The following is a 26,668-nucleotide window of genomic DNA, read 5'->3' as shown; positions in this document are numbered from 1 at the left end:
GCGGCGGGGTGACCGCTGGTGGCGTTGGCGTGCAGTAGTCAGTCGGCTTGGGTTCGACCTCCCCCGCCCCTCCTCGCGGATGGTTTCAGTCGCCGAGCAGACGCGTCAAGGCCGGAAAGAGTACCTTGACCCGCCTGATCGGCGACCAAAGCGGGCTGGGGATGAGGGGCGGGGGAGGTCTGGGCCGGTCGCGTGCGGCTTGCGTTGCCGGACGGCGGTTTCCGCGATGACACGGCCGCCAATCTTCGTCGTCCTAGACGAAAACCTTGCCTGGGTTGAGGATTCCCAGTGGGTCGAGTGCTGTCTTCACCGCTCGGTGCATGTCCAGCACCTCGGCGCTGACCTCGCCTCGCAGGCCGTTCCGTTTCAGCAGGCCGATTCCGTGCTCGCCGGTCACCGTGCCGCCCAGTTCGATGGCGTCGGAAATGATGTCCTCGAAGGCGGCTTGTGCGCGGAGACGTGCGGCCTCGTCGCCGATGGGGGTGATCAGCAGCGGGTGCAGGTTTCCGTCGCCCGCGTGGGCGATGTTCGCGATGAGGGTGTCGTGTGCGGTGGCCGCCTTTTCGATGCGGGCCAGCATTTCCGGCACCAGGGCGCGCGGGACGCACACGTCCTCGGTCAAAACCGGGCCGAGGCGTTCCAGCGCGGGGTAGGCCAGGCGACGTGCGTCGAAGAGGGCTTCGGCTTCCTGTTCGTCCGTGGACAGCGCCGCCCAGGACGCGCCCGCGTCCTCGAAGCAGCGCAGCACCGTGCGGGCCTCCTCCTCGCCGGCGTGGCCGGGGGTGTCGACGCGGCCCAGGAGGACGACGTTCGCCTCCGTGGACAGGCCCATGTTCTTCCAGGCGTCCACGGCTTCCAGGCAGTGCCGGTCCACCAGCTCCAGCGCGGACGGGATCACGCCCGACGCGGTGACGGCACTGACGGCCTCGCCCGCGGCGACGACCGAATCGAAGTATCCGGCGATGGTGCGCTCGGGCTCTCGCTGCGGCCGCAGCCGCACGGTGACCTCGGTGATGACGCCGAGCGTGCCCTCGGAGCCGACCATCAGGCCGCACAGGTCGTACCCGGCGACGCCCTTGGCGGTGCGGCGCCCCAGCCGGACCACGTCACCGCGCCCGGTGACGACCTCGAGTTCGAGCACGTAATCCCTGGTCACACCATATTTGACACAGCACAGCCCGCCCGCGTTGGTGGCCACGTTCCCGCCGATCGTCGACCAGGGCGCGCTCGCCGGATCCGGCGGGTACCAGAGCCCCTGCTCGGCACACACCGCCCGCAGATCGTTGTTGACCACACCCGGCTGCACGACCGCGAGACGCTCGGCGCGGTCGATTTCCAGTACCGCGTCCATGGCCTCGAAGGAGATCACGACGCAGCCGTCGAGCGCGTTCGCCCCGCCCGACAGCCCCGTCCCGGCCCCGCGCGGAACCACCGGAACCCCGCGCTCCCCGGCCAACCGCACGACGGCCTGGACCTCGCCCGTCGACCGCGGCCGCACCACCGCGACGGCCCGCCCGTACTCGGCCCACTCCGCGTGGTCCTGCAGATACGACTCGACCACGGCCGGGTCGTCGACCACCCGGTCAGCGGGAACGGCCTGCCGCAGCGCAGCCACCAAAGTCGGGGATTCCATCATTACCTCCACAGCGAGGCTACCGCTCCGACCACGATGCCCCAGGTCACAACGTCAACAGGTGAGACGCGGACTACAACGCCCGGAACCCGGGGGGAACGCAAGCGAGCTGCGCCTGGACATCCCAGTCCGGCGGCCGGGCACGGGGATCGAACCAGGACGCGCCGTCCGCGAGCCACTTGTCCCGGTAGTGCGTGGCCGCCGCCCGGTCGAGATCGTCCAGCCCGGCTTCGGCACCGCAACAGTCGCAGATGAGGTAGCTGGGGCTGGCGTCGTCCGGCCCCCACGGCGGCTCTTCCAGGTCGTAGCCGCACACGCGGCACGGGTAGTCGGGGCAATCGGCGGGAGTCGTCATGAGAAGTTCGCCACGATCTGACTGTAGCTGGGATGGGAGGGATCGACGACGTGGTAGGTGCGCATCACACCCGATTCGGAACGGACACCGAGACGGTTGGTCGCGGGGTCCCACACTTCGATGTTGTGCGAGCCGTCCCAGATCTGGACGCGCCTGCTCAGCGAACCCGGCGGCGGGCTGTCCATGTACCCGTGCGCCTCGCGCACGTACTGCCGCGCGTTCTGCAGGTGCGGGAACTCCTTGCCGTGCTTCTTCCAGTGCCCGTAGGCGTTCTGCGCCGGCGTCTTGTTCTTCCGGGGTGACCAGTTCAAGCGGTCGCACGCGGTCAGCCCCAGCGGGTCGAACCAGCTGACCGGGTTGGCGACGTAGTTGTGCGGTGTGTGTCCACCGGCCAGCCCGAGCGGGTCCGGACTGCCGTAGCGACCGGTGCTCGGATCGTAGTAACGGTGGTAGTTGTAGTTGAACCCGGTCTCCGGGTCGAAGTACTGACCGGGGAAACGCAGCGGGGTCGTCGCCGCCCCGCCGTGCCCCTGGAGTTCCTCGCCCCACAACGTGGTCCGGGACTGCCAGCTGATCCGGCCGCTGGTGTCGACGAGTTCGGTGGGGCTGCCGACGAGATCGGTGACGATGGCGTAGAACCGTTCGTCCACCCAGTCCTGCGGAGCCGACTTCGCACCGGTCCGCTCGACCTGGGTGAGGGCGCGGAAACCACCCGGTTCCCAGTCCCAGGTGGTGACCGCGCCCGTCGCACCGGCGTACTGCTCCGCGAGTTCGGTGCCATCCCACACGAAATCGACCCGGTCGAGTTCGGCGCCGTTCTCGTCGACACGCGCCTTCGAGATGCGCCGGCCGAGCGCGTCGTAGTGGTACCGCCACCGCGCGCCGTCCGGGGTCACAACACCCACGAGGCGGTCGTGGGAATCCCAGCGGTAGTGCCAGACGTCCGGTTTCCTGGACAACCGGACGCGCCGCCGCATGATCATCCGGCCCTGCCGGTCGTACCCGAAGCTGGTGTTCCCCGCGGTGGTCAGCAACGTGCCCGCGTACGACCGGCCGCCCTGGGTCTCGCCCGTTCCGCCGGCGGCACCGGTCAGGTTGCCGCCCGCGTCGTAGGCGTACCGCTCGCCCCAGCCGTGCGCCTGGACCGCCGTCACCCGGCCGACCGGGTCCAGGTCGAACTGCCGGGAACCGCCCAGCCGGTCACCGATCGCCTGCACGTAACCGTCGGGCCGGTACCGGTAGCTGCGCTGCTGGAGTTGGTTCGGCCGGCGCGCGGGCCCCGGCAACGCCGACAGCGTCTGGCTGGTGAGCTGGTGGTTGGCGTCCCACGCCTGCGCGAGGATCGTGCCCGTGTCAACGAGCCTTTCGACCTCGTTGCCCGCGGGGTCGTACCCGAACGACATCGTGCGGCCGGCCGTCCTGAGCAACGTCGGCCGGTGGTTGCCGTCGTAGCTCCACGTACTCGTGGCACCGGACGGCGTGACCCGCTCCACGCGCCGCCCCAGCGGGTCGTAGGCCGACACCACCGAACGGCCGTTGACGGTCTCCCGCAGGACCCGGCCGAGGAGATCACGCTCGAAAACGATCTCAGCGGAACCGTTGACCGCCCCGACCATGTTTCCCGCCGCGTCGAACCGGAACACCGCGCGGTCGCCGTCCCCGGTCCGGGTCTCGACGACGTTGCCCAGCGCGTCCCAGATGTAGTCCACCACCTGGTCCGGACCAGTGCGGCGGCGCACCACCCGGCCCGCGGCGTCGTGGTCCTGCTCGATGCTCCGCCCGTTGAAGTCCGTCTCCCGCACGAGGTTGCCGACGGCGTCGTACTCGTAGCGCCAGACCTGGCCCAGCGGATTGGTCACGGCGGTGAGCCGCATGAGGCCGTCGTAGCTGAACTCGGTCCGCGCGCCGTCCGGCGCGATCCGGGCGGCGGGCAGGTCGAAGTGCGTCGTTTCGGTCCGGGTGACCTGGCCCAGCGGGTCGACGTGCTCGACCTGGTTGCCTTCACCGTCGTACCGCCATCGCTCCGTCGTACCGTCCGGCAGGGTCCGCCACCCCGGCTTGCCCTCGACGGTCCACCCGAACCTCGTCACGCCGCCGCGGGGGTCCTCGATCGCGGCGATCCGGCCGAAGGCGTCCCGCACGTAGCGGCTCACGGCGCCGGCCGGATCGATCACGCGGACGGCCAGCCCGGCCGCGTCGGTTTCGATCCGGCGGGTGTTGCCCACCGCGTCGACCACCGCGCTGAGGTGACCACGGGAGTCGTGTTCGTAGCGGGTGGTCGCGCCGAGCGGATCGGTCGCGGTCGCGAGGTTGCCCGCGTCGTCGTAGGTCCACCGCCAGACCGCGCCCGTGGGCTCGGTCAGCCGGGTCATCCGGTCCGGCGACTCGTACCCGGCCTCGATGACGCTGCCGTCCGGGCGAGTCAGACGGATGAGGTTGCCCTGCTCGTCGTAGTCGAACGTGGTGCGGTTGCCCAGCGGGTCCGTCTCGGCGAGCAGCCGGTCGTGGTCATCCCACTCCCGGGTGATCCGGTTGCCGAGCGGATCCACCTCCGCCACGACCCGCCGGGCCGTGTCCAGGTGGTAGGTGGTCGTCTGCCCCAGCGCGTCGGTGAACCGGGTGACGCCTTCGCCGTAGTCGAAGGTGCCGTCCAGGGCACCGCCGGATCCCACGTTGGCGACGCAGCGGCCGCGGTCGTCGTAGACGTAGCGGTACCACTCGCCGTTGCGGTCGGTCCACTGCGTGATCCGGCCGTCGCCGTCGTAGTCGAACCGCAGTGGCGCGCCGGAGGAATTGAGCACCTCGACGAGCCGGTCCGCGTCGTCGTAGGCGTAGCGGGTCAGTTCGATGTCCGCCCCGGCGGGATTGCGCAGGCGCAGGCGCGTGATCAGGCCGTCGGCGGTGTCGACGTCGATGTGGTGGCCACCGGAATGACGCACCGCGGACAACCGGCCGTCGTCGTCGCGGTCGAAGTCGATCCGTGCGCCGTTGCGGTCGCGGACCGTCCGCAGCCACGCGCCCGGCGCACGGCCGAAGCACCAGGTCTGACCCGTCTCCGGGCGCCGGATCTCGTACCCGTCCTCGGTGCGGCTCATCGGCCACCGCGGCCCCAGGCTCGGCAGCACCTCACCGGTCGCCGGGGGCACCGGGTAGACGAGCAGCATCCCGTCGTCGGCGACGTACACGACACCTAGCCCGTCGAACTCGAGCCGCTGATCGACGGTGGAGGCCCAGGTCCGGCCGAACGAACGCCCGGCGCGGTAGCTGGAGACGTGGGTACGGCGGAGCACGAGCGGCAGGAGCCCGCCGAGTTCCACGTCGGTCTGCCCGAGCACCATCTCGCCGGTCGCGACATCGACCGGATCGTTCTCGCACCGGCGAGCGGTCTCCGGCGTCTTCGTGTCGACGGGGTCGCCCGGCCTGCTGGGAGCTGAACTCGGCGAGGTGCCGTCGGGGCTGTTCGGTGTGTCGGGGCTGGCAGGGCCGTCCAGGTCCGGGGTGTCGACCTTCCCGCCACCAGGGGCCGCCGACGGGGAAGTACCGTCACCGCCACCCAGTTTGCGGCCCAGCCTGCGCAGGGCCCGCATGATCTCATCCAGCTTCTCGATGATCCGGCCGATCCGCGGCGACACGTTCCCGATCGTCTTGACCAGCTTCCGGATGAAATCCGAAATCCGCGTCACCGCACCCGAAATCGCCGTCGTCGCCTGCGCCGCGATCAACGGCGTCGCAAACCCCAACGTGCACGCCGCCTCCAACGCCCACGTGATCAGCTTCCCCACCAACTCGGCCACGATGTCGCGCACCATCTCGCGCACGAACCCCACCACCGTGCCCATGATCATCACACCGGCCGAAATCCCCTCCGCCAACGACGCCGCCCCCGCGATCGCCTCCGCCTGCTCCGCACCCACACCGCGATAGGCGTCCGCACCCGCACCCGACCAACCCGCCGTACCGTTGCTCACCTCATTGCCCAGATCCCCCGCGACCGTGCCCACCTCGGCCGCCACATTCGCCCACGTATCCGAAAACGACTGGATCACCGGCGGATCACCCGCCAACCAGTCCAACGCCTCCTTCAACGGCCGCACATGCTCGATCAACCACGCCACCCCGTACTGGGCCAACGTCCCCAACGGATCGATCACCATCGACAACACTTCGAGACCCACACCCAGCGCCCCGAGACCACCCTCGACCCACGACCCGTCCTTCACCCCATTGGACAAATCCTGCGCCGACTCCACAATCCCGATCCCGGTAACCCCGGTCGTCGTCGACTGAGCCTGAGCAACCAGCGGATTGCTCATGTCAGCGGCTCACCCATCTGCTTGAGCGCCTGGCGGGTGCCCTCGTCCTGGCCCTCGTACTTGGTGACCGCCGTGCGGACGTTGCCCGCGGTTCCGCTCACCGACTCCTTCGCCGCCTCCAGCGCCTGGATGCCCATCTGCTCGAACGGGTCGAGCAACATCGCGAACGGCTGGCAGATCACCCCGAAAGCACCGTTGTCCATGCTCACCTGGCGGGCCGCGTCGACAGCGGTCTGCAAGCGATCCGCCAGCCCGTCGACCTTGCCTGCGTGCGTGCCGAGCTCATCGGTGAGCACCTCGTAGCCGTTGGCGGCCCCCCGCGACGCGGATCCACCCGCCCTCGCCGCGGCACCCCGCGCGAAGCTGCTGGTCATGACTCCCCCTTAGTCGCGTCGCAGGTAGGACTGGTCCCCGAAATCCCCGTCGTCGCCGTCGTCGTCGCGCCTGGACGGGCGCTGAGGCGGGCGGCGCGGCTGCTGTGGCGCCTCGTCGTCGGCCTCGGTTTCGATCCGCAGCTGGCGGCCGGGAGCGGGCGGAGCCTCTTCCTCCTCGACGGGCGGCTCCGGGAAGTTGTCCACCGCGGTCTGCACGATGTGCTGCGCCGCGCTGTCCGACTCGCCCACCGTGCCTGCCACGATCTCCTGGATGACCTGCGGATACTTCGACTGGGCCTTCTGCATCGCCTTGAGCACGTTCGCCGCGATCTCGTCCGGGCTCATCGACCGGACCCCGTCGGTCATCCGCACGTCGGTCGGGATCCCGTTGTTGCCGACGGTGACGCTGACGGCGCCGTTGGCCACCGATTCGGTGATCGAGATCTGCTCCACCTCGTACTGCATCGCCTGGAACCGCTGCGACTTCTCGACCGCGTTGCGCTCCCAGTCGTCGACCATGCGCTCGATGTCCGACAGATCCGCCACCGGAGACCCCTTTCGCCCTTCCTTGCAGACGGTCCGGCGACCGTACCGGTTCCATACCGTTCCCGTACCGTGGTTCCGCAGGTCCGATACTCGGCCGGACCAGCCCTGGACCGATTAAGTGAGCAATCCCAAACCCCAGGCCAGGGACTTGGGCCACTTCGGTCACATCGCCGAACGGGAGGGGGTTAGCCTGGTAGGCGCATCAAGCGGACAACAAGATCGAGATATGGATAGAGGCGAGTCCCTGCCGTGTCCAGCAGCAGCCCTGCGTCACAGTTCGGCCCCAACGAATGGCTCGTCGAGGAGATGTACGACCAGTTCCTCGCCGACCCCTCGTCAGTAGACGCCGCATGGCACGAGTTCTTCTCGGACTTCAAGCCGACGCAGACCACCGAGTCGAAGCCGGACGCCGCACCCGCGCCCGTCCGTGAGCAGCCCGCGTCGAAGCCGGGCAACGGCCAGGTCAACCAGGCTGCGACTGCCCCGGCCGCGCCCGCCCAGCCGAAGACGGCCCCGAAGCCCGCGGCCCAGCCCGCCAAGCCCGCCGCCGCCAAGCCCGCTGCCGCCGCCAAGCCGGCCGCGAGCGGTGACGAGAGCAAGCAGCTGCGGGGCGCCGCGGCCGCGATCGCCAAGAACATGGACGCCTCGCTGGCCGTGCCGACCGCCACCAGCGTGCGCGCGGTCCCGGCCAAGCTGATGGCCGACAACCGCATCGTCATCAACAACCACCTCAAGCGCACCCGCGGCGGGAAGATCTCGTTCACGCACCTCATCGGCTACGCCATGGTGCGGGCGCTGCAGGACTTCCCGAACATGAACCGGCACTACGCGCTGGTCGAGAACAAGCCGCACGCGGTCACGCCGGAGCACGTGAACCTCGGTCTCGCGATCGACATGAAGGGCAAGGACGGCGGCCGCACCCTGGTCGTGGCGTCGATCAAGAACACCGAGAACATGTCGTTCCGGCAGTTCTGGCAGGCCTACGAGGACATCGTCAAGAAGGCCCGCAACAACAAGCTGACGGCCGACGACTTCGCGGGCACCACCATCTCGCTGACCAACCCGGGCGGTATCGGCACCAACCACTCGGTGCCGCGGCTGCAGGCCGGACAGGGCGCGATCATCGGTGTCGGCGCGATGCAGTACCCCGCGCACTTCGAGGGCACCAGCGAGGAAACCCTCGTCAAGCTGGGCATCAGCAAGATCATGACGCTGACCTCGACCTACGACCACCGCATCATCCAGGGTGCCGAGTCGGGCGAGTACCTCAAGCGCATCCACGAGCTGCTGCTCGGCGAGGACGGCTTCTACGACGACATCTTCACGTCGCTGCGGCTGCCCTACGAGCCGGTCCGCTGGGTCTCCGACATCCCCGAGGGCGAGATCGACAAGACCGCCCGGGTGCTCGAACTGATCGACGCCTACCGGATGCGCGGCCACCTGATGGCCGACACCGACCCGCTGAACTACCGTCAGCGCCGCCACGAGGACCTCGACGTCCTCTCCCACGGCCTGACCCTGTGGGACCTGGACCGCGAGTTCGCGGTCGGCGGGTTCGCCGGCCAGGACAAGATGAAGCTGCGCGACGTGCTCGGCGTGCTGCGCGACTCCTACTGCCGCACGGTCGGCGTCGAGTACACCCACATCCTGGACCCGGAGGAGCGCCGCTGGATCCAGGACCGCGTGGAGATCCCGCACGCCAAGCCGGACCCCAACGTCCAGAAGTACATCCTGTCGAAGCTGAACGCGGCCGAGGCGTTCGAGACGTTCCTGCAGACCAAGTACGTCGGCCAGAAGCGGTTCTCGCTGGAGGGCGGCGAGACCGTCATCCCGCTGCTGGACACGGTCCTGGACAAGGCCGCCGAGCACGAGCTCGACGAGGTCGTCATCGGCATGCCGCACCGCGGCCGCCTGAACGTGCTGGCCAACATCGTCGGCAAGCCGATCTCGCAGATCTTCCAGGAGTTCGAGGGCAACCTCGACCCGGGCCAGGCGCACGGTTCCGGTGACGTGAAGTACCACCTGGGCGCGGAGGGCAAGTACTTCCGCATGTTCGGTGACGGCGAGACCAGGGTGTCGCTGGCGTCGAACCCGTCGCACCTGGAGACCGTCGACCCGGTCCTGGAGGGCATCGTCCGCGCCAAGCAGGACATCCTCGACAAGGGCGACAGCGACACCGGCGGCTTCTCGGTGCTGCCCGTGCTGCTGCACGGTGACGCGGCGTTCGCGGGCCAGGGCGTGGTGGCGGAGACGCTGAACCTGGCGCTGCTGCGTGGTTACCGCACCGGCGGCACCGTGCACATCATCATCAACAACCAGGTCGGTTTCACCACCGCGCCGGAGCACGCCCGCTCCTCGCAGTACGCGACCGATGTGGCGAAGATGATCGGCGCCCCGATCTTCCACGTGAACGGCGACGACCCGGAGGCGGCGCACTGGGTGGCCAAGCTGGCCGTCGACTACCGCCAGGCGTTCAACAAGGACGTCGTCATCGACATGATCTGCTACCGCCGCCGCGGCCACAACGAGGGCGACGACCCGTCGATGACGCAGCCGGCGATGTACGACATCATCGACACGAAGCGTTCGGTGCGCAAGACCTACACCGAATCGCTGATCGGCCGTGGTGACATCTCCGTCGACGAGGCCGAGGCCGCGCTGCGGGACTTCTCCAGCCAGCTGGAGCACGTCTTCAACGAGGTCCGCGAGCTGGAGAAGCACCCGATCGCGCCGAGCCCCTCGGTCGAGGAGGAGCAGCAGGTGCCCGCCAAGGTGCCGACCGCGGTGCCGGCCGAGGTCATCGAGCGGATCGGCGACTCGTTCGTCGACGTCCCGGAGGGTTTCTCGCCGCACCCGCGCGTGAAGCCGGTCATGGAGCGGCGGCTCAAGATGTCCCGCGAAGGCGGCATCGACTGGGCCTTCGGTGAGCTGCTCGCGTTCGGTTCGCTGGCGCTGGAGGGCCGCCTGGTGCGACTGTCCGGTCAGGACTCGCGCCGCGGCACTTTCACCCAGCGCCACTCGGTGCTGATCGACCGCAAGACCGGCCGGGAGTACTCGCCGCTGCAGACGCTGGCCGACGAGCAGGGCCGGGTCATGATCTACGACTCGGCGCTGTCGGAGTACGCGGCGGTCGGGTTCGAGTACGGCTACTCGGTCGCCAACAGCGACGCGCTCGTGCTGTGGGAAGCGCAGTTCGGTGACTTCGTCAACGGCGCCCAGACGGTCATCGACGAGTACATCTCGTCGGGTGAGGCCAAGTGGGGCCAGCGTTCGGATGTCGTGCTGCTGCTGCCGCACGGCCACGAGGGCCAGGGCCCGGACCACACGTCGGGCCGCATCGAGCGGTTCCTGTCGCTGTGCGCCGAGGGCTCGATGACCGTCGCCGTCCCGTCCACCCCGGCGAACTACTTCCACCTGCTGCGCCGCCACGCGCTGGACGGCATCCAGCGCCCGTTGATCGTCTTCACCCCGAAGTCGATGCTGCGGAACAAGGCGGCCACCTCGGGCGTCGAAGACTTCACGGGCGACTCGAAGTTCATGTCCGTGATCGACGACGCGCATGTGGAGCCCGGCAAGGTGCGGAAGGTGCTGCTGACCTCCGGCAAGCTCTACTGGGAACTGGTGGCGGAGCGCACCAAGCGCGAGGCCGACGACGTCGCGATCGTCCGCATCGAGCAGTACTACCCGCTGCCGAAGAAGAAGCTGCTGGCCGCACTGGAGCGCTACACCGGCGCCGAGGTGGCGTGGGTCCAGGAGGAGCCCGAGAACCAGGGCGCGTGGCCGTTCTTCGGCCTCAACCTGCCCCGGCTGTTCCCGGACGTCCTCGGCAAGCTGGACGTCGTCTCCCGCCGCCCGATGGCCGCCCCGTCGGCAGGTTCGTCGAAGGTGCACGAGGTGGAGCAGAAGGCCCTGATCGCGAAGGCGTTCAGCTGATCTGAACAGAGGAAGGCGCCCGCTCCCTGCACGGGAGGGGGCGCCTTCTTCTGTTGGCGGAAACAAGGACCGGCACCCGGCAACGCGAGCCGACACAGGACCGGCCCGGACCTCCCCCAAGCCGACCGGCTACCGGCCGCCAGCGCGCCCAGCGGTCACCTCACCAGTCGAAGGCGCCGGTTCACCCCGCTCGGGGTTTACTGCAGCTCGCCGCCGCTCACTGCCTTGGCGCCGGTACCTTCTCGATAACGTCCAGCACCTGCCGCGCCGTGACCGCTCCGACGGCCTTGCCCGTCTCGTCCACCACCACGCCGAGTCCGGCCGGTGAGGACAGCGCGGCGTCCAGTGCGCCACGGATCGCCGTGCCGCGCCGGTAGAGCGAACCCCCTGCCACGAGGTCCGACTCGGACAGTGCACCATCCACAGTGGAGCCCGGGGAGAGCCATCCGCGAGGCTGACCGGCGTCGTTGATCGCCAACAGCCACTCGTCACCAGCGGGAACGGTGTCCCCCAACGACACTGTGGCGACGTCCCGGATCTCCACCCCGGTGGAGTCCACAAAAGACAGACCACGGTAACCGCGATCGCGGCCCACGAAGGATGCCACGAAATCGTCCACCGGGTGACGCAGCACCTCGGCGGGTGTGCCGTACTGGGCCAGACGACCACCGACCCGCAGCACGGCCACCTTGTCGCCGAGCCGCACCGCCTCGTCGATGTCGTGCGTCACGAAGACGATCGTCTTGCCCAGCTGGGACTGCAGACGCAACAGCTCGTCCTGCAGGCCCTCACGCACGATCGGGTCCACAGCGGAGAACGGCTCGTCCATCAACAGCACCGGGGCATCCGCCGCCAGTGCGCGGGCGACGCCCACCCGTTGGCGCTGCCCGCCGGACAACTGTGCGGGGTAACGCTTGGCCAGCTCCGACGGGAGACCGACGATCTCCAGCAGCTCCGACGCACGGGCACGGGCCTTGCGCTTGCCCCACCCGGACAACACCGGCACGGTGGCGACGTTGTCCAGCACGGTCCGGTGCGGGAACAGCCCGGCGTTCTGGATCACGTACCCGATCCCGCGCCGCAGCACCGGCGGATCCGACTCGCGGATGTCCTTGCCGTCGAGCAGAACCCGGCCCGAAGTCGGCTCGACCATCCGGTTGATCATCCGCAGCGAAGTGGTCTTCCCGCAGCCCGACGGGCCGACGAACACCGTGATGGTGCCGTCCTCAATGGTCAGACTCAGCTCGTCGACGGCGAGCGTGCCGTCCGGATAGCGCTTCGACACGCCGTCGAACTCGATCAACACGCCCTCCCAGCGAAAAAGCCTCCCGGGGACGCCACTCGCGCCCCCGGGAGTGCCCAGCTTAGCCCGTGACGCCGTCCTCGACGGCGGCCTTCGCCACAGCCGCGGCCACCTCGGGAGCGACCCGCGGGTCGAGCGGGCTCGGCACGATGCGGTCCGGGCCCAGATCGTCCTGCGCGACGGCGACGATCGCGTCCGCCGCGGCCAGCTTCATGTTCTCGGTGATCGCCCGCGCACCCGCGTCCAGCGCGCCACGGAACACGCCGGGGAAGGCGAGCACGTTGTTGATCTGGTTCGGGAAGTCGCTGCGCCCGGTGGCCACGATCGCCGCGTACTTGCCGGCCGCCTCGGGGTGGACCTCCGGGTCCGGGTTGGACAACGCGAACACGATCGGATCGTCGGCCATGTCACCCAGCAGCTCCGGCTCGATCGTGGAACCGGACAGCCCGAGGAACACGTCCGCGCCCCGCAGCGCGTCGGCAAGGCCACCACGCAGACCGGACTTGTTCGTGGTCTCGGCCAGCTTCTCCTTGACCGGGTTCAGCCCGTCCCGGCCGGAGTGGATGATGCCGCGCGAGTCCAGCACGGTGACGTCGGCGACACCCGCCTCCTGCAGGATCTTCGCGCACGCCACACCCGCCGCGCCCGCACCGGAGATCACCACCCGCTGCCGCGCGATGTCCCGGCCGAGCACCAGGTTCGCGCCACGCAGCGCGGCCAGCGTCACGATCGCCGTACCGTGCTGGTCGTCGTGCATGACCGGGCAGTCCAGCGCCGCCTTGAGCTTGTCTTCCAGCTCGAAGCAGCGCGGCGCCGAAATGTCCTCCAGGTTCACCGCACCGTAGGACGGGCGCAGCCGGACCAGCGTCTCGACGATCTCGTCGACATCCTTGGTGTCGAGCACCAGCGGGATCGAGTCCAGCCCGCCGAAGGTCTTGAAGAGCACCGACTTGCCCTCCATGACCGGCAGCGACGCGCTGGCACCGATGTCGCCCAGCCCGAGCACGGCGGTGCCGTCGCTGACCACGGCCACCAGCCGGTGCGCCCAGGTGTACTGCCGCGCCAGCCGCGCGTTCTCCGCGATGGCGCGGCTCGCCTTCGCCACACCCGGCGTGTACGCGATGGAAAGGTCACGCGGCTGCGAGATGGGGCGCGTCGCCGCCACCGAGAGCTTGCCGCCCTCGTGACCGCGGAAGATCTCGGCGTCGGTCACCGGCGTCGTGTCGGTGCCCGTCGGCGGCGCCGCCTCCGCCGCCGTGCTCTTGCTGACCTCGTCGTTCATCGCTGTTCCTGCCCTCGTACCAGAGGTCTGAGCGTAAGTCATGAAAAGGAATCCCTCCCGGGACCGTGTGCGGGGACACTGCTCCCCACCCCCAGTGGCACTGGTTGATCTCGCAGCTCGGCAGCCAGTGCGCGGTGGCGCAGGCAGCCGGCTCGGCGTCCGTCTCGGCCGTGCGGAGCCCTTGGTGAGGCGACGGCCGCGGACGCGGCGGTCCCCCCAGTGTTGCAGGCCCGCCCGTGGTTGTGTGGCCGAGGTGCGGCTCATGTCACAAAAAGGGGAGGTCACAGGGCTTTAGCAAGACGACCGTCCGGCTTGGTTGTCCCTCAGTAGGGCCAGCCCCTCGCCCACCACCGCCCTCAGCGGAAGCGCTTCGCGCTGCTCTATCTTCGGGGCATGCAGGTCCGCCAGCTCGCCGTCCCCGACGCCTACGAGTTCACCCCGCGCTCCTTCCCCGACCACCGCGGCCTTTTCGTCGCGCCGTTCCAGGAGGCCGTCTTCGTCGAAGCGATCGGGCACCCGCTGCACGTGGCGCAGACGAACCACAGCGTGTCGCGGCGGGGAACGATCCGAGGGGTCCATTTCGCCGACACCCCGCCCGGCCAGGCGAAGTACGTCTACTGCCCGCAGGGTGCGCTGCTCGACGTCGTGGTGGACGTGCGCGTGGGCTCGCCGACGTTCGGCAAGTGGGACGCGGTGCGGCTCGACTCGGAGAACTACCGGGCCGTTTACGTCGCCGAGGGCCTCGGTCACGCTTTCGTGGCGCTCGAAGACGACACCGTGATGACCTACCTGTGCTCCACCGGATACAACCCGTCGGGGGAACACGGAATCACCCCGATGGACTCGGAGCTCGATCTCCCGTGGCCCGCGGACCTGACCCCGATTCTGTCCGAAAAGGACGAGGCGGCCCCGGCTCTCGCCGAGGCCGCCTCGTCCGGCCTGCTGCCCGCGTACGCGGACTGCGTCGCGCACTACGAGAAGCTGCGCGCGGGCTGAGTCAGTCCTGGGAGATCTGCTCCTCGATCCAGTCGGCGATCACGTCGACCCGCGACGTCGTCTCCGGCTGGGAGTGCGGGCAGGCGGGACCGTCGCTCTCCAGCGACACCAGCTCACCGTCGTTGAAGTAGGGCGCGCCCGAGTCGGTGGGACAGGCACTGGTGTCCGCCCGCGGCCACAGCCCGGTCACCGTCGCGGTCACGTCCTCGACGGAGTGCACCGTCATCTGCCCGATCTGCAGGTGCGTCGCGGGCACGGTGGTGTCCGCGCTCGCCCCGCCCCAGCCGGCGAGCGTCAGCGTCTCGCCCACCTCCGGAGCCGTGCTGCGCAGCTTGAGCGGCTTGACATCGGTGACCGGCTCGGCGAGCTTGGCCAGCGAGACGTCGTTGACCGACGACTGGCGCACCTCGGTGACCTGGATCTCATGGCCTTCGTCGGTGTTCTCGTCGTCGGTGCGGCCGATGATCGCCGTCGTCTTGTACGGCACGGGACCGCTCACCGGCACGCGGTCGACGTCGTGGAAGCAGTGGCCCGCCGTGATCACCCACTGCTCGTCGATCAGGGCACCGGAGCACGCGCTGTCGTAGGTCGTGCCGTCGGCCTTGGGGATGTCGGTCATCAGGAACTTCACCGCGAAGGGGAACTGACCGTCCGCCGCGGCCTCGCCGCCCGCGACGGCACCCGCGCCCGTGGGCAGGGTGAGTGCCAGCATGGCGCCGGCCGCCGCGACGACGACGGTCGCGCCGAGCGCCACCTTCGCGCGAAGGGTTCGGAACACGAAGAAACCTTTCGTTGCAACCCCGATCGCCGCCCGCGTGTTTCCGACCAACAGAACACCGAAGCGGCGATTTTCCACCGCGCGCCATCCCACCACAGCGTGATCTTCGTTGACAACCGACCCTGCTCTGGCTAAAAGTCCTCCGCCAGCACGCGGGCGATGTTGCGCTCGGCGAGCGCGGTGATCGTGACGAACGGGTTGACGCCCGTGCTGCCGGGTATCAGCGAGCCGTCGGTGACGTAGAGGTTGCGGTACCCCTTCACGCGTCCATGCAGGTCAGTGGCCTTGCCGAGGACCAGTCCGCCCAGCGGGTGGTAGGTGAAGCGGTTCTCGAACACGCGGGTGTCGCCGAACAGGTCGTAGCGGTAGATGGTGCGGTTGGCCTTGTTGATGCGGTCGAACAGGCTCTTCGCGGCGTCGATCGACCGCTGACCCTGCGCGATGTCCCACTGCAGGACTGCCCGATCGGCTCCCGGATCGTAGGAGAAAAAGCCACGCTCGGGATTCTTCGTGATCGCCAGATACAGGCTCGCCCAGGTCTCCAGACCCGCGGGCACGGGCGCGATCTCGGCGAAGACCGGGTTCACGGGATCGTCCCACGCGTCGATGCCCAGCGCGGGCATGCCCGACTCGACCGCGCCGACCGTGTCCCACACGTGGTTGGCGCGGCCCAGCATGACGTTGCCGTTGGTGCCCCAGCCCTGGCCGACCTCCTCGCCCAGGTCCGGCAGCTTGCCGGTGTCGCGCGCCCGCACGAGCAGCTCGGTCGAGCCGAGGCTGCCCGCGCCGAGGAACAGGTACTTCGTCCCGAGCTGACGCACGCCCAGCACGGTGCCGTGCGCGTCGATCCGCCGGACCGTCAGCGTGTAGGTCCCGTCCTGCTGCTGGGCGATGTCACGGACCTCGCTCAGCGTCTGGATGGTGACGTTGCCGGTGCCCAGCGCGGCCGCCAGGTAGCTCTTGTCGAGTGAGCGCTTGCCGTGGTTGTTGCCGTAGATGACCTCGGAGGCCAGCGCCGAGCGCGGCACCTCGCCCGCTTCTTCGCGGCGCATGTAGTCGAAGTCGTAGACGCTGGGCACGAACGTGGTGGTCAGCCCGGCCTTCTGCGCGTGCTTCCGGGAGACGCGGGCGAACTGGTAGGACTTGCAGGTCTCGAACCAGGCCGGGTCGACGTTGTTGGTGCCCAGCATCGAGTTGGCGAGCGGGTAGTACGTGCCGTACATCTCGTCGGCGTCGACCCCGGGCAGGATCTCCTCGAAGTACCACCGCTTCGGCGTCACGGCCATCGCGCCGTTGACGAGCGATCCGCCGCCGACGCCGCGCCCGACGTAGACCGACATGTCCCCGAAGTGCACGCGGTCCAGCACCCCGGCGTAGGGGTCGATGTTCCGGTTGGCGATGTCGAGCCACAGGAACGAGGCGAGCGGTGCTTCGGTGCGGCTTGTGAACCACGACGAGCGACGGTCCGGCGTGAGCATGTCCGAGAAGATCGCGCCGTCCTCGGCGGGCGTGTTCCAGAGCTGCCCCATTTCGAGCATGACCGTGGGAATCCCGGCGGCGCCGAGGCGCAGCGCGGTCACGGCGGCGCCGTAACCGGTACCGACGACCACGGCGGGTGAGAAGTCGGAAGTGGCCGCCGCGGCGGAGGTCCGGGTCGAGATCGTGGTCAGCCCGAGCGTGGCGGCGGAGCTGAGCGCGGTCAGGCCGAGGAACCGGCGTCGGGAGAGATGCGACATGACGCGAACCATATTCGGGTTTTTGGTAAACGGCGTTAAGTTCACCCTAGTGGGCCAATCCCAGGGTGTGGTCCGGGTGTTCCCCGATACCGGGGAACACGCTGGTCGACAAGGCTTTCGATCATGAACAAGGCACTGATCGCCGCCGCCGTCACCGCACTCGCCCTGACCACCGGGGCCGCCACCGCGCGAGCGTCCGAAACGACGTTCGCCGACTGCCCCGCCCTGCCCGCGGGCGCCGACCCGGCCCAGTGGCGCTGCGAGGTTCTCGACTCGTCCGCGACCTTCTCCTTCGGCACCGTGCACGACCTCGCGCTCGGCCCCATGCGGCTGACGTTTGCCGAGGGACAGCTCGACGGCGAGTACGCCCAGGTGTTCGGCGCGCTCAGGTCCGAACCCGTCGCCGTGCCCGGACCACCGGGAACGACTCTCCGCTTCGGCTACGGCGGGTACTCCGACTTCCAGTCGAACGACGAGCGCAAGGGCGAGATGGACCTGGTCGCCGAGTTCGACGCGCCGTACCTGCCGCGCCACTGCGCGACCGGCGTCATCCACTCGGTTCTGCGGGCCGACGGGCCCACCGAGGTCGTGTCCACCGAGCCACTGACGTTGCGCTTCGCCACCTACGACCACGAGCTGACCGTGCCCGCGACCGAGCACTGCGGCCCCCTGGGGCGTCTGGTCGACCACCGCCTTGGCCTGCCCGCGGCGCCGGCCTCCTACGAGCAGACCACCACGGTCCGCCTGCGCGACTACTGACGCCTTCGGGTCACCCAGATCGTGATGGTCGCGGCGACGACGGGCGTGCCCGCCTTGTCACTGATGACGACCGGCACCGGCAGCTCCACGCCCTCGTCCCCGAACTCCGGGATCTCCGGCAGCTCGGCGACCGCGCGCAGACCCGTCTCCGCCTTCGCCAGGTAGCGCACGTCCATGCCCTTGGGTAGCCAGCGGTGCGTGGCGGGCAGCGTCGACTCGGCGAGCATGCCCATCGCGATCTCCGCGAGGTTGCATGCCGCGATCGCGTGGAAAGTACCGATGTGGTTGTGGACACCCCACCACTTCGGCGCGGTCACCTCGCAGTAGCCGGGACGCAGCTCCCTGACAGTCGGCAGAACCGACCCGAAATAGGGCACACGCAGGCAGATCGCCGTCGAGAACAACCGTCCGCCACCGGGCAGCGCGCTCAGCCGCCGCCACAACGAGTAAGTGGAAACCACGACACCTCCGATGTTACCTGCGGGTAGCAAACCAGGCCGGTGGCTATATTCGCAAACGTGGACCACGAGCTCTTCCTCTTCCGCCACGGGCAGACCGAGTGGTCGGTGAACGGCAAGCACACCGGCCGCACCGACATCCCGCTCACCCCCGCCGGGGAGAACCAGGCGCGCGCGGCCGGCCTGACCCTGCAGTCGCTGCGCAAGGGGCCCGCGCTGGTCCTGACCAGCCCGCGGCAACGCGCGGTGCGCACCGCCGAGCTGGCCGGGCTGCCGATCGACGAGCAGACCGAGGACCTCGCCGAGTGGGACTACGGCGACTACGAGGGCGTCACCACCCCGGAGATCCGCGAAAAGGTGCCGGACTGGACCGTGTGGACACATGGGATGCCCGGCGGCGAGACCGCCGAGCAGGTGACCGCGCGGGCGGACGCGCTGCTGGCGCGGGTGCGGGCCGCGCTGGCCGACACCGAGGTGATCCTGGTGGGGCACGGTCATTTCAGCCGGGTGCTGATCGCGCGCTGGATCGGGCTGCCCGCCACCGCCGGCGTCCACTTCGGACTCGACCCGGCCGGCGTCACGGTACTCGGCGACGAACGCGGCGAGCCCAAGATCGAAAATCTGAACATCCCACCGTCCTGACCGGACCCGTACCGTTCCCGTACCAGCGGCGCGTGGGCCTCCGGGAAAACAAGGCCAACGAGGACAGCCACGCGCCGACCGCGCCGCTTAGCGTTGTGCCCATGACGACATTCCCGCGGGCCACCCACGTCGGCAGCCTCCTGCGACCGCCCCGGTTGCTCAAGGCGCGGGCAGACCACGCCGCGAACCGCCTCCGCGCGGACGAGCTGCACCGGATCGAGCAGGAGTCGATCCTCCTCGCACTGCAGGCCCAGCGGGACAGCGGCATCGGCGTCTACACCGACGGCGAGTATCTGCGCACCGACTTCATGAGTCGCCTGACCGAGCACGTCGACGGTTTCGCCGAGCAGGCGCCATCGCTGGAGTGGCGGTCGGGCGACCACCACGGGGAGGACGACAGCATCCTCCGGCTGGTCGGTGGCAAGCTGACCTACCACGAGCGGTTCACCGACCGCGAAGCGGCGGTCCTCGCCGCGCACGCGCCGGGGCCGTTCAAGATCTCGCTGCCCGAGGTCACCAACTTCGTGGTGGCCAACTGGGACGCGCAGGTCAGCGGACCGCACTACCCCAGCAGGGCGGACATCGTCGAGGACCTGGCCGACGTGCTGCTCCAGGAAGCGGCCGCGCTGGCCGAGGACGGCGTGCGCCACGTCCAGATCGACGCCCCGTGCTTCATCGCCTTCGCCAACCCCCGCATCCTGGCGCTGCTCGAATCGGAGGGCATCGACGCCCGCGCCCTGCTGCGCCGCTGCATCGACGCCGATGCCGCCGTCGTCCGGCTGCTGCGCGACCGCGGGGTCGGAGTCGGCATGCACATCTGCCGGGGCAACTACCGTGGCCAGTGGTTCAACGAGGGCTTCTACGACGAGATCGCGGCCGAGGTGTTCGGTGGCATCGAAGTGGACCACTGGCTACTGGAGTACGACACCGAGCGGGCGGGCACCTTCGAGCCGCTGCACCACGTTCCCGACGGCACCGGTGTCGTGCTGGGGCTGATCACCACCAAGACCGGTGAGCTGGAGGACCCCGACGGGCTCGCGCGCCGCGTGGCCGAGGCCGCCCGCATCGTGCCACTGGAGAACCTGGCGATCAGCCCGCAGTGCGGCTTCGCCTCCGAAGTCAAGGGCAACCCCCTGACCTGGGACGACCAGCGCCGTAAGCTGGACCTCACGGTGTTCGTCGCGGGACGGGTCTGGCCCGGGGGCTGACCCTGGCAGTATCGACGCGACACCGCTCCCGCCGATACCTTGGGGTCCGCCATGCCCGACAGCCGCATCCGCCGAATCCGAGAGTCCGATGTGGACGCCGTCGCGCAGCTCGTGCACGACCTCGCCGCGTACGAGAAGGCGCCGCAGGACTGCCAGCTCACAGCCGAACGCCTGCGCACCGCGTTGTTCGGCGAGGACCCGGCGGTGTTCGGGCACGTCGCCGAACAGGACGGCGAGATCGTCGGTTTCGCGTTGTGGTTCCTGAACTTCTCCACCTGGCGCGGAGTGCACGGCATCTACCTCGAGGACCTGTTCGTGCGCTCCGAACTGCGCGGCTCCGGACTGGGCAAGGCGCTGCTGGCGACGCTGGCGAAAGAATGCGTCGACCGCGGTTTCGCCCGGCTGGAGTGGTCGGTGCTGGACTGGAACCCGGCAACCGGCTTCTACCAGTCACTCGGCGCGATCCCGATGGACGAGTGGACCGTCTACCGCCTCACCGACACGGCACTGGACAAGCTCGCCCGCCTCGGCTGAGAAGCGTCGGGGAAGCGGCTCGTAAGAGCAGGCGCTAGTCGTCCTCGCCGCGTTCGCGGCGGCGGCCGGCGAGCCCGCCGCGCTCCGCGGCCTCCTCCTCGGTCTCGTCCTCGTGCTGTCCCAGCGCCCACGCCCGCGCGGGACGGCGGAACAGCAACACGAGGATGACCACCCCGAGGATCACGATCGGCACCCCGAACGCGGGCTGCCCCGACGGGCCGGCCATGTACCAGCCGACGCCCGCCGTGATGAGCGCCATGACCACCCCGGGCGAGCGGGCCCAGGTGTGACCGAACAGCAGGCCGATCGCGCAGCCGATCACCGCCAGCGCGAAGAGCACGTAGAACGCGCCCTCGGCGAGCACGCTGGTCAACGGCAGGCTCTCGCCGGGCGAGGCGAACAGCAGGATCCCGAACACCAGCAGGCCGATCCCCGGCAGGATCGTCAGCGCGCCCGCCCCCCGGACCTCGCGCGGAGCGGGTGAAATCTTGTCGGCGAGCGCCATCGCGAAGGGCCTTCCACCAGCGGATATGCGACACGGGTGACCGTGTGTGAACGCCCTCGATAGTAAGCCACCCGGTCGGCCGTTTTCGAACCGCGGCCATCCGCGTCAAGATCTGGGTGTCGTCGATGAGCCGGCGGACGCCCGGGGTGCACTTGTCACGACGAACGGACCGTGCCGAACGACGGGAGGTCAGCCGGCAGGCTTTTCGCAGTGACGAGGTTCGCGCTCGCGCCTGGGAGGCCAGGTTCTGGCCTACCCTGCGAGCATGCGCGCGATTCTGGTCGTGAACCCGCAGGCCACCTCCACCACGGCCGGTGGGCGGGACGTGCTCGCGCACGCCCTGGCGAGCCAGGTGAAGCTGGAGGTCGTGGAGACCGACTACCGCGGCCACGCGCTCGCGGTGGCCCGTGACGCGGCCCGGGACGGTGTCGACCTGGTCGTCGCCCACGGTGGTGACGGCACCGTCAACGAGGTCGTCAACGGCCTGCTCACGGACGGCCCGAGTGGTCCGCTGCCCGCGCTGGGTGTGGTGCCCGGCGGTTCGGCCAACGTGTTCGCCCGCGCTCTGGGCGTTTCCCACGATCCCGTGGAGGCCACGCACCAGCTGCTGTCCGCGATCGAGGCCGGTCACAGCCGCCGGGTGGGGCTCGGCCTGGCGGACGGGCACTGGTTCACCTTCAACGCCGGACTGGGCTGGGACGCCGACGTGGTCGCGACGGTCGCCGACCGGCGCGGTAAGCAGACCAACGCGCTGCTGTACATGCGGGCGGCGGTGACCTCCTACTTCCGGCCGCGATCCGGACGGCTGCCGCTCACCGTGCACGTGCCGGGCGAGGAGCCGGAGCAGGTGCGGATGGCGTTCGTGTCCAACACGGATCCGTGGAGCTATCTCGGTGAACGGCCCGTTCACCTCAACACCGGCAGCTCGTTCGACGCTGGCCTGGGGCTGTTCGCGCTGCGGAAGCTGACGTTGCCGGTGGTGTTCCGGCATGTGCGGCAGGCGCTGCGCACCGAGGCGAAGCACCGCGGGCGGGCCCTGGTCAAGTACGACGACCTGGCAAAACTCAGCGTGACGGCCGAGGAGCCGGTAAACTTCCAGGTCGACGGCGACCTGATCGGCCGCCGGACCCGCGTCGATTTCGCGAGCGTGCCGGACGTGCTGACCGTGCTGGCGCGGTGATCGGCTCAGCGAACTGCAACTTGCCGTTCGTCGACGCTCACGGTCCACTCACCGCATCGTCCTTCCCCCGCAGAGGCCGTTTCGGAGAGAAACCGCAGGTCAGCGGGGTCGCCTGACCAGGTGAGCTGACTCACCGATGTTGCGAAAACACTTGTCGAAAGCGGTGCTTCGTGAAAGCATTCACAAGCACCCCAAGAAACGATCCGCCATGACGACCTGTGGCGCAGCACGCCTGCGCCCCGAGAAGGAGCTCACAGAAATGGACTGGCGCCACGACGCTGCCTGCCGCGACGAGGACCCCGAGCTGTTCTTCCCCGTTGGGAACAGCGGTCCCGCCGTGCTGCAGATCGCCGAGGCGAAAGCCGTATGCCACCGCTGCCCGGCAGCGGCCGAGTGCCTGGCCTGGGCCCTTGCCAGTGGTCAGGACTCCGGTGTCTGGGGCGGGATGAGCGAGGACGAGCGCCGTGCCCTGAAGCGCCGTCGTGCTCACATCGGCATGCGCACCGCCTGACCTCTCCGCGCTGCGGCTTCGCTTAACGCGTCTCTCACGAGAGTACGCGGACCCGAAGCAGGGGCTCACACGCCCCCACCCAACGTTCGAAGGCCCGGTACCCACTTCCCGCGGGTACCGGGCCTTCGAACGTTCTGAGCAGGCTTTTTGTCGCGTGTTCGGTTGGGTCGTCACCGGTCGTCGGGATCGGTCGCCGCCGGTCGTTGGGGTCGTTGCCGCGAATCACTCCTACCCGATTGCACGCTGCGTTCGCGCGAGGTGCGGTGGCATTCGCACGAGGTGCCCGTTCGTGTCGCCACCACTCGTGCCGCCACCACTCGCGGCATCACCGCCAGCTCGCTCGCACCGGCACCACTGGCACCTTCGCTCAACCGCCACCGGCGCCCACACGAAATACCCCTCCGCGCGACTACCAACGGCCCGTTCGCGCCACCACCAACGGACCGCTCGCCCGACCACCACCGGCGCCCGCACGAAACGTCCACTCTCGCCACCACCAACGGACCACCCGCCCCGCCGCCACCGGCGCCCACACGAAATACCCCTTCGCGCGGGAAATACCCCTTCGCACGGGTAGGAGTGGCCAGCGGCAGCGCCCATCAACGGCCCATTCGCAGCGGGCTTGCACACCAGGCCCATTCGCGCCGGGCCTTCACACCGGGCCGATTCACACCAGGCAAAACGGAACTACGGCCGTCGCCCCAGTGGCAAGCGCAGGGCGGCCTCCGTGCCGCGACTCGCGCCGTCGCGTAGTTTGCGCAACGAGAGCGAACCCCGAAGCTCCGATTCGACCAGTGTGCGCACGATCTGCAGGCCCAGCCCGTCCGCGCGCTCCAGCGAGAAACCCGACGGCAGCCCGCGCCCGTTGTCACTGATCAGCACATCCAGCCAGCGCGCGGAGCGGCTGACCGCGATCTCCACCTTTCCCGGCCTGCCGTCCGGAAAAGCGTGCTCCACCGCGTTCTGCACCAGTTCGGCCAGGACCATCACGAGCGGCGTCGCGATCTCGGCGACCACGACTCCGAACGAACCGGACCGGCTGATGCTCACCCTCGACTCCGCCGTCGCGACTTCGCCCACCATCGGCAGCACGTTGTCCAGCAGCTTGTCCAGGTCGACCCGCTCGTCGACGGACACCGAGAGCGCCTCGTGCACCATCGCGATCGACGCGACCCTTCGCACGGACTCCGTCAGGGACTGCCGCGCCTCCGGGTTCGACGTGCGCCGGGACTGCAATCTCAGCAGAGCCGCGACCGTCTGCAGGTTGTTCTTCACCCGGTGGTGGATCTCGCGGATCGTCGCGTCCTTCGACAGCAGCGCGCGGTCCCGCCGCTTCACTTCGGTCACGTCCCGGCACAACACGAGCGCGCCCGCCGGCTGACCGTGCGGGCGCAGCGGCAACGCCCGGAACAACACCACCGCACCCCGTCGCGATTCGGCCTCGGTGCGGCTGCCCGGTTTGCCGTCCAGCGAGTCCAGGATCCGGTGCGCGACCTCCGTCGCGTCGAACGGGTCGCGGATCAGCGAACGCGTCAACGGCGCCAGCCGCGTGCCGACCAGATCCGACTCGTGACCCATGCGGTGATAAGCCGACAGGCCGTTCGGGCTGGCGAACACCACGTTGCCCGCCGCGTCCAGGCGGATCAGACCGTCGCCGACGCGGGGGCTCGTGTGCACGTCGGTCTGGCTGTCGACGTGCGGGAACGTGCCGTCGACGATCATCTGGCACAGATCACCGGCACTGCCCAGGTAGGCGACCTCCAACGGGCTCGGCACCCGTGGCGCGGCCAGGTTCGTCTCACGGGACAGCACCGCGATCACGGACGCCCCGAACGTCACCGGGATCGCCTCGCGGCGCATCGGCAGGTCGCGGTACCAGTGCGGGTCCTCCTCGCGGCAGATCCGCACCTCGCGGATCGCGCGCGCCAGCTGCGGGTGCTCGGCGACCGTGAACCGGGTGCCGACGACATCCTCCGGGTGCGCGGTCGGCGCCGTGGTCGGGCGGGCCTGCGCCACGCACACGAAGTCACCGCCCTGCTCGTTGTGCTCGGGCGACACCGGAACCCACAGCAGGAAGTCCGCGAACGACAGGTCGGCGAGCAACTGCCACTCGGCCACCACGGCCTGCAGGTGGTCGGCGGCTTCACCGGACAGGCCGGTGTTGTCGGCCAGCAGGTCGGAAAGTGTGGTCACGCTGGTACTCCTTCTCCGGGCAGCTCAAGTCAACCAGAGCGGGACCTTCCCAGCACCCGGCGGGGCGGGCCTGAGACACTGGTGGGAGACGCGACACGGGAAGGAGCAGGCATGTCGAAGCGAGCCCGCAAGCGCCGCGACCGCCGGAAGAACGGCGCCAACCACGGCAAGAAGCCCAACTGCTGAGTTCGGGCACGAAAAAGGCCCCGGTGCGGAGCACCGGGGCCTTTTTCGTGTCGGCTATTCCGTCTTCTGTTCGAGGCGGACCTCGGTGGTCTCGACGGTCACGTCACCGCGCCGCTGCACCGTCTTGTGGATCGACGCCCGCAGCTTCTGCTTGAACTCGTCGGGCGCCGTGTCCCCGCCGCACTTGCGGTGCAGCAGATGCTTGAGCTGCTCGTCGATGCCGTACTCCTCGAGGCACGGCGGGCAGTCCTCGATGTGCTTGCGCAGCTCCGCGTCCCGCTCCGGGCTGCACTCGCGGTCCAGCAGCAGGTAGATCTCGGCGAGCGCCTCGGAACAGCGGACGTCGTCCTTGTGCGGCTCACGGTCCGCGCTCATCGCACTACCTCCTGCCGTGCGCCGCGGATGAAGCCGCGCTCACGCGCGACATCGGCGAGCAGGTTCCGCAGCTGCGCGCGGCCACGGTGCAGGCGGGACATCACGGTCCCGATCGGCGTGTCCATGATCTCGGCGATTTCCTTGTAGGCGAAGCCCTCGACATCGGCGAGGTACACGGCGAGGCGGAACTCCTCCGGCAGCTGCTGCAGCGCGTTCTTCACGTCGCTGTCCGGCAGCCGGTCCATCGCCTCGACCTCGGCCGACCGCAGCCCGCTGGAGGTGTGGCTCTCCGCCTGGGCGATCTGCCAGTCGGTGATCTCCTCGGTGGGCTGCTGCACGGGCTGACGCTGACGTTTCCGGTACCCGTTGATGTAGGTGTTGGTGAGGATCCGGTACATCCAGGCCTTGAGGTTCGTGCCCGCCTTGAAGGAGGCGAACGCGCCGTAGGCCTTGAGGTAGGTCTCCTGGACGAGGTCCTCGGCGTCGGCCGGGTTCCTCGTCATCCGCAGCGCGGCCGAGTACAGCTGGTCCAGCAGCGGCATCGCGTCGCGCTCGAAGCGCTCGGCGCGCACTTCGGCCGACTCCTGCTCGGAGCCGGACTCGGGCACCGCGGAGTTCTGCGTGCTCGGCAAACCGTTCCCTTTCCCATCCGCGTCGAAGCGGTCGGTACCCGTGGCCGGGTACGCATACGACCCCTTCGAGGATACGCGGGCGGGCCCGGCGGGGCCGGGTACACCGGTCTGCCCCGGGAGGGTGACTCCCTGCACGCGGGGAAGGCGTTCAGCAAGTTTTGACGGCACGTCCTCCACAACACCGCCCGATCCGGTCACATTCCCCGCCCCCGGAAAAGGAGTTGCGTTTCCCCGTT

The 26,668-nt window shown here is 69.3% G+C and carries 23 protein-coding genes; 9 read left to right on the top strand and 14 right to left on the bottom strand.

The features are described from left to right. Positions 1–253: 253 nt before the first annotated feature. From HNR02_RS14930 to HNR02_RS14910, 5 genes are all read right to left on the bottom strand, one after another. Positions 254–1,633, bottom strand: a complete 1,380-nt coding sequence (locus HNR02_RS14930; protein ID WP_179773779.1) for an FAD-binding oxidoreductase — start codon at positions 1,631–1,633, stop codon at positions 254–256. A 73-nt stretch (positions 1,634–1,706) separates the two neighbouring features. Next, a complete protein-coding gene (locus tag HNR02_RS14925) occupies positions 1,707–1,988 on the bottom strand; it encodes a hypothetical protein (protein WP_179773778.1) in 282 nt (93 codons plus the stop codon). Continuing rightward, complete coding sequence (locus tag HNR02_RS14920) at positions 1,985–6,301, bottom strand: RHS repeat-associated core domain-containing protein (protein WP_179773777.1); 4,317 nt, start codon at positions 6,299–6,301, stop codon at positions 1,985–1,987. Before HNR02_RS14920 ends, HNR02_RS14925 begins: the two co-directional genes overlap by 4 nt. Further along, on the bottom strand, positions 6,298–6,675 hold the full coding sequence (locus tag HNR02_RS14915; RefSeq protein WP_179773776.1) for a type VII secretion target: 378 nt from the start codon (positions 6,673–6,675) through the stop codon (positions 6,298–6,300). The genes HNR02_RS14920 and HNR02_RS14915 overlap by 4 nt, the downstream gene beginning before the upstream one ends. Positions 6,676–6,684: 9 nt before the next feature. After that, positions 6,685–7,221, bottom strand: coding sequence for a YbaB/EbfC family nucleoid-associated protein (locus HNR02_RS14910; protein ID WP_179773775.1), 537 nt, complete (start codon positions 7,219–7,221; stop codon positions 6,685–6,687). Positions 7,222–7,470: 249 nt separating this feature from the next. On the opposite strand from HNR02_RS14910, the gene HNR02_RS14905 reads away from it, so the two are divergent. Continuing rightward, positions 7,471–11,154 carry a multifunctional oxoglutarate decarboxylase/oxoglutarate dehydrogenase thiamine pyrophosphate-binding subunit/dihydrolipoyllysine-residue succinyltransferase subunit gene (locus tag HNR02_RS14905; protein ID WP_179773774.1) on the top strand — a complete coding sequence of 1,228 codons (3,684 nt, stop codon included), beginning with the start codon at positions 7,471–7,473 and terminating at the stop codon, positions 11,152–11,154. 217 nt (positions 11,155–11,371) lie between these two features. On the opposite strand, the gene HNR02_RS14900 is transcribed toward HNR02_RS14905, so the two are convergent. Next, positions 11,372–12,460, bottom strand: a complete 1,089-nt coding sequence (locus HNR02_RS14900; protein WP_312861015.1) for an ABC transporter ATP-binding protein — start codon at positions 12,458–12,460, stop codon at positions 11,372–11,374. A 58-nt stretch (positions 12,461–12,518) separates the two neighbouring features. Further along, complete coding sequence (locus HNR02_RS14895) at positions 12,519–13,739, bottom strand: NAD(P)-dependent malic enzyme (protein ID WP_218902874.1); 1,221 nt, start codon at positions 13,737–13,739, stop codon at positions 12,519–12,521. 393 nt (positions 13,740–14,132) lie between these two features. Here HNR02_RS14895 and rfbC point away from each other — a divergent pair, with 393 nt between their 5' ends. After that, positions 14,133–14,735, top strand: a complete 603-nt coding sequence (gene rfbC / locus HNR02_RS14890; RefSeq protein ID WP_179773773.1) for a dTDP-4-dehydrorhamnose 3,5-epimerase — start codon at positions 14,133–14,135, stop codon at positions 14,733–14,735. Between the two features lies 1 nt (position 14,736). Here rfbC and HNR02_RS14885 read toward each other — a convergent pair whose 3' ends face one another. Together HNR02_RS14885 and HNR02_RS14880 are read right to left on the bottom strand one after the other, a co-directional pair. After that, positions 14,737–15,447 (bottom strand): S1 family peptidase, encoded by a 711-nt coding sequence (locus HNR02_RS14885; RefSeq protein WP_179775923.1) that lies wholly within the window; start codon positions 15,445–15,447, stop codon positions 14,737–14,739. 197 nt (positions 15,448–15,644) lie between these two features. Further along, positions 15,645–17,249, bottom strand: a complete 1,605-nt coding sequence (locus HNR02_RS14880) for a GMC oxidoreductase (RefSeq protein ID WP_179773772.1) — start codon at positions 17,247–17,249, stop codon at positions 15,645–15,647. 123 nt (positions 17,250–17,372) lie between these two features. Between HNR02_RS14880 and HNR02_RS14875 the strand changes: the two genes are divergently transcribed. After that, positions 17,373–18,008 (top strand): hypothetical protein, encoded by a 636-nt coding sequence (locus tag HNR02_RS14875; RefSeq protein WP_179773771.1) that lies wholly within the window; start codon positions 17,373–17,375, stop codon positions 18,006–18,008. Here the strand turns inward: HNR02_RS14875 and HNR02_RS14870 are convergent. Continuing rightward, a complete protein-coding gene (locus tag HNR02_RS14870; RefSeq protein ID WP_179773770.1) occupies positions 18,002–18,469 on the bottom strand; it encodes a hotdog fold domain-containing protein in 468 nt (155 codons plus the stop codon). The genes HNR02_RS14875 and HNR02_RS14870 overlap by 7 nt on opposite strands. Positions 18,470–18,526: 57 nt before the next feature. On the opposite strand from HNR02_RS14870, the gene HNR02_RS14865 reads away from it, so the two are divergent. From HNR02_RS14865 to HNR02_RS14855, 3 genes are all read left to right on the top strand, one after another. Beyond that, positions 18,527–19,108, top strand: a complete 582-nt coding sequence (locus HNR02_RS14865; RefSeq protein ID WP_179773769.1) for an acid phosphatase — start codon at positions 18,527–18,529, stop codon at positions 19,106–19,108. A 101-nt stretch (positions 19,109–19,209) separates the two neighbouring features. After that, the gene (locus HNR02_RS14860) at positions 19,210–20,316 is read left to right on the top strand and encodes a cobalamin-independent methionine synthase II family protein (protein ID WP_179773768.1); all 1,107 of its coding nucleotides are present in this window, start codon (positions 19,210–19,212) and stop codon (positions 20,314–20,316) included. 51 nt (positions 20,317–20,367) lie between these two features. Further along, the gene (locus tag HNR02_RS14855; protein ID WP_179773767.1) at positions 20,368–20,850 is read left to right on the top strand and encodes a GNAT family N-acetyltransferase; all 483 of its coding nucleotides are present in this window, start codon (positions 20,368–20,370) and stop codon (positions 20,848–20,850) included. 34 nt (positions 20,851–20,884) lie between these two features. On the opposite strand, the gene HNR02_RS14850 is transcribed toward HNR02_RS14855, so the two are convergent. Then, on the bottom strand, positions 20,885–21,355 hold the full coding sequence (locus HNR02_RS14850; RefSeq protein WP_179773766.1) for a hypothetical protein: 471 nt from the start codon (positions 21,353–21,355) through the stop codon (positions 20,885–20,887). 265 nt (positions 21,356–21,620) lie between these two features. Here HNR02_RS14850 and HNR02_RS14845 point away from each other — a divergent pair, with 265 nt between their 5' ends. Together HNR02_RS14845 and HNR02_RS14840 are read left to right on the top strand one after the other, a co-directional pair. Continuing rightward, positions 21,621–22,535 carry a diacylglycerol/lipid kinase family protein gene (locus HNR02_RS14845; RefSeq protein ID WP_179773765.1) on the top strand — a complete coding sequence of 305 codons (915 nt, stop codon included), beginning with the start codon at positions 21,621–21,623 and terminating at the stop codon, positions 22,533–22,535. Positions 22,536–22,794: 259 nt separating this feature from the next. Further along, the gene (locus tag HNR02_RS14840) at positions 22,795–23,046 is read left to right on the top strand and encodes a WhiB family transcriptional regulator (RefSeq protein ID WP_179773764.1); all 252 of its coding nucleotides are present in this window, start codon (positions 22,795–22,797) and stop codon (positions 23,044–23,046) included. A 687-nt stretch (positions 23,047–23,733) separates the two neighbouring features. On the opposite strand, the gene HNR02_RS14835 is transcribed toward HNR02_RS14840, so the two are convergent. After that, the gene (locus HNR02_RS14835) at positions 23,734–25,239 is read right to left on the bottom strand and encodes a sensor histidine kinase (protein ID WP_179773763.1); all 1,506 of its coding nucleotides are present in this window, start codon (positions 25,237–25,239) and stop codon (positions 23,734–23,736) included. Positions 25,240–25,350: 111 nt separating this feature from the next. Between HNR02_RS14835 and HNR02_RS36775 the strand changes: the two genes are divergently transcribed. Further along, a complete protein-coding gene (locus HNR02_RS36775) occupies positions 25,351–25,425 on the top strand; it encodes a 50S ribosomal protein bL37 (RefSeq protein WP_370876672.1) in 75 nt (24 codons plus the stop codon). Between the two features lie 54 nt (positions 25,426–25,479). Here HNR02_RS36775 and rsrA read toward each other — a convergent pair whose 3' ends face one another. Continuing rightward, complete coding sequence (rsrA, locus tag HNR02_RS14830; RefSeq protein ID WP_179773762.1) at positions 25,480–25,800, bottom strand: mycothiol system anti-sigma-R factor; 321 nt, start codon at positions 25,798–25,800, stop codon at positions 25,480–25,482. After that, the gene (locus tag HNR02_RS14825) at positions 25,797–26,432 is read right to left on the bottom strand and encodes a sigma-70 family RNA polymerase sigma factor (RefSeq protein ID WP_179773761.1); all 636 of its coding nucleotides are present in this window, start codon (positions 26,430–26,432) and stop codon (positions 25,797–25,799) included. Before HNR02_RS14825 ends, rsrA begins: the two co-directional genes overlap by 4 nt. Between the last annotated feature and the right edge of the window lie 236 nt (positions 26,433–26,668).

It is taken from the genome of Amycolatopsis endophytica (genome assembly GCF_013410405.1).
GTDB lineage: Bacteria > Actinomycetota > Actinomycetes > Mycobacteriales > Pseudonocardiaceae > Amycolatopsis_E > Amycolatopsis_E endophytica.
Note: the sequence above shows the minus strand (reverse complement) of the source record. Positions and strands in the feature narration are given on the sequence as shown.

Bases quoted from the DNA above. Each gene is read 5' to 3' on its own strand.
- HNR02_RS14930 (WP_179773779.1), bottom strand. From the start codon at position 1,633: ATGGAATCCCCGACTTTGGTGGCTGCGCTGCGGCAGGCCGTTCCCGCT.
- HNR02_RS14925 (WP_179773778.1), bottom strand. From the start codon at position 1,988: ATGACGACTCCCGCCGATTGCCCCGACTACCCGTGCCGCGTGTGCGGC.
- HNR02_RS14920 (WP_179773777.1), bottom strand. From the start codon at position 6,301: ATGAGCAATCCGCTGGTTGCTCAGGCTCAGTCGACGACGACCGGGGTT.
- HNR02_RS14915 (WP_179773776.1), bottom strand. From the start codon at position 6,675: ATGACCAGCAGCTTCGCGCGGGGTGCCGCGGCGAGGGCGGGTGGATCC.
- HNR02_RS14895 (WP_218902874.1), bottom strand. From the start codon at position 13,739: ATGAACGACGAGGTCAGCAAGAGCACGGCGGCGGAGGCGGCGCCGCCG.
- rfbC (WP_179773773.1), top strand. From the start codon at position 14,133: ATGCAGGTCCGCCAGCTCGCCGTCCCCGACGCCTACGAGTTCACCCCG.
- HNR02_RS14885 (WP_179775923.1), bottom strand. From the start codon at position 15,447: ATGCTGGCACTCACCCTGCCCACGGGCGCGGGTGCCGTCGCGGGCGGC.
- HNR02_RS14880 (WP_179773772.1), bottom strand. From the start codon at position 17,249: ATGTCGCATCTCTCCCGACGCCGGTTCCTCGGCCTGACCGCGCTCAGC.
- HNR02_RS14875 (WP_179773771.1), top strand. From the start codon at position 17,373: ATGAACAAGGCACTGATCGCCGCCGCCGTCACCGCACTCGCCCTGACC.
- HNR02_RS14860 (WP_179773768.1), top strand. From the start codon at position 19,210: ATGACGACATTCCCGCGGGCCACCCACGTCGGCAGCCTCCTGCGACCG.
- HNR02_RS14855 (WP_179773767.1), top strand. From the start codon at position 20,368: ATGCCCGACAGCCGCATCCGCCGAATCCGAGAGTCCGATGTGGACGCC.
- HNR02_RS14850 (WP_179773766.1), bottom strand. From the start codon at position 21,355: ATGGCGCTCGCCGACAAGATTTCACCCGCTCCGCGCGAGGTCCGGGGG.
- HNR02_RS14845 (WP_179773765.1), top strand. From the start codon at position 21,621: ATGCGCGCGATTCTGGTCGTGAACCCGCAGGCCACCTCCACCACGGCC.
- HNR02_RS14840 (WP_179773764.1), top strand. From the start codon at position 22,795: ATGGACTGGCGCCACGACGCTGCCTGCCGCGACGAGGACCCCGAGCTG.
- rsrA (WP_179773762.1), bottom strand. From the start codon at position 25,800: ATGAGCGCGGACCGTGAGCCGCACAAGGACGACGTCCGCTGTTCCGAG.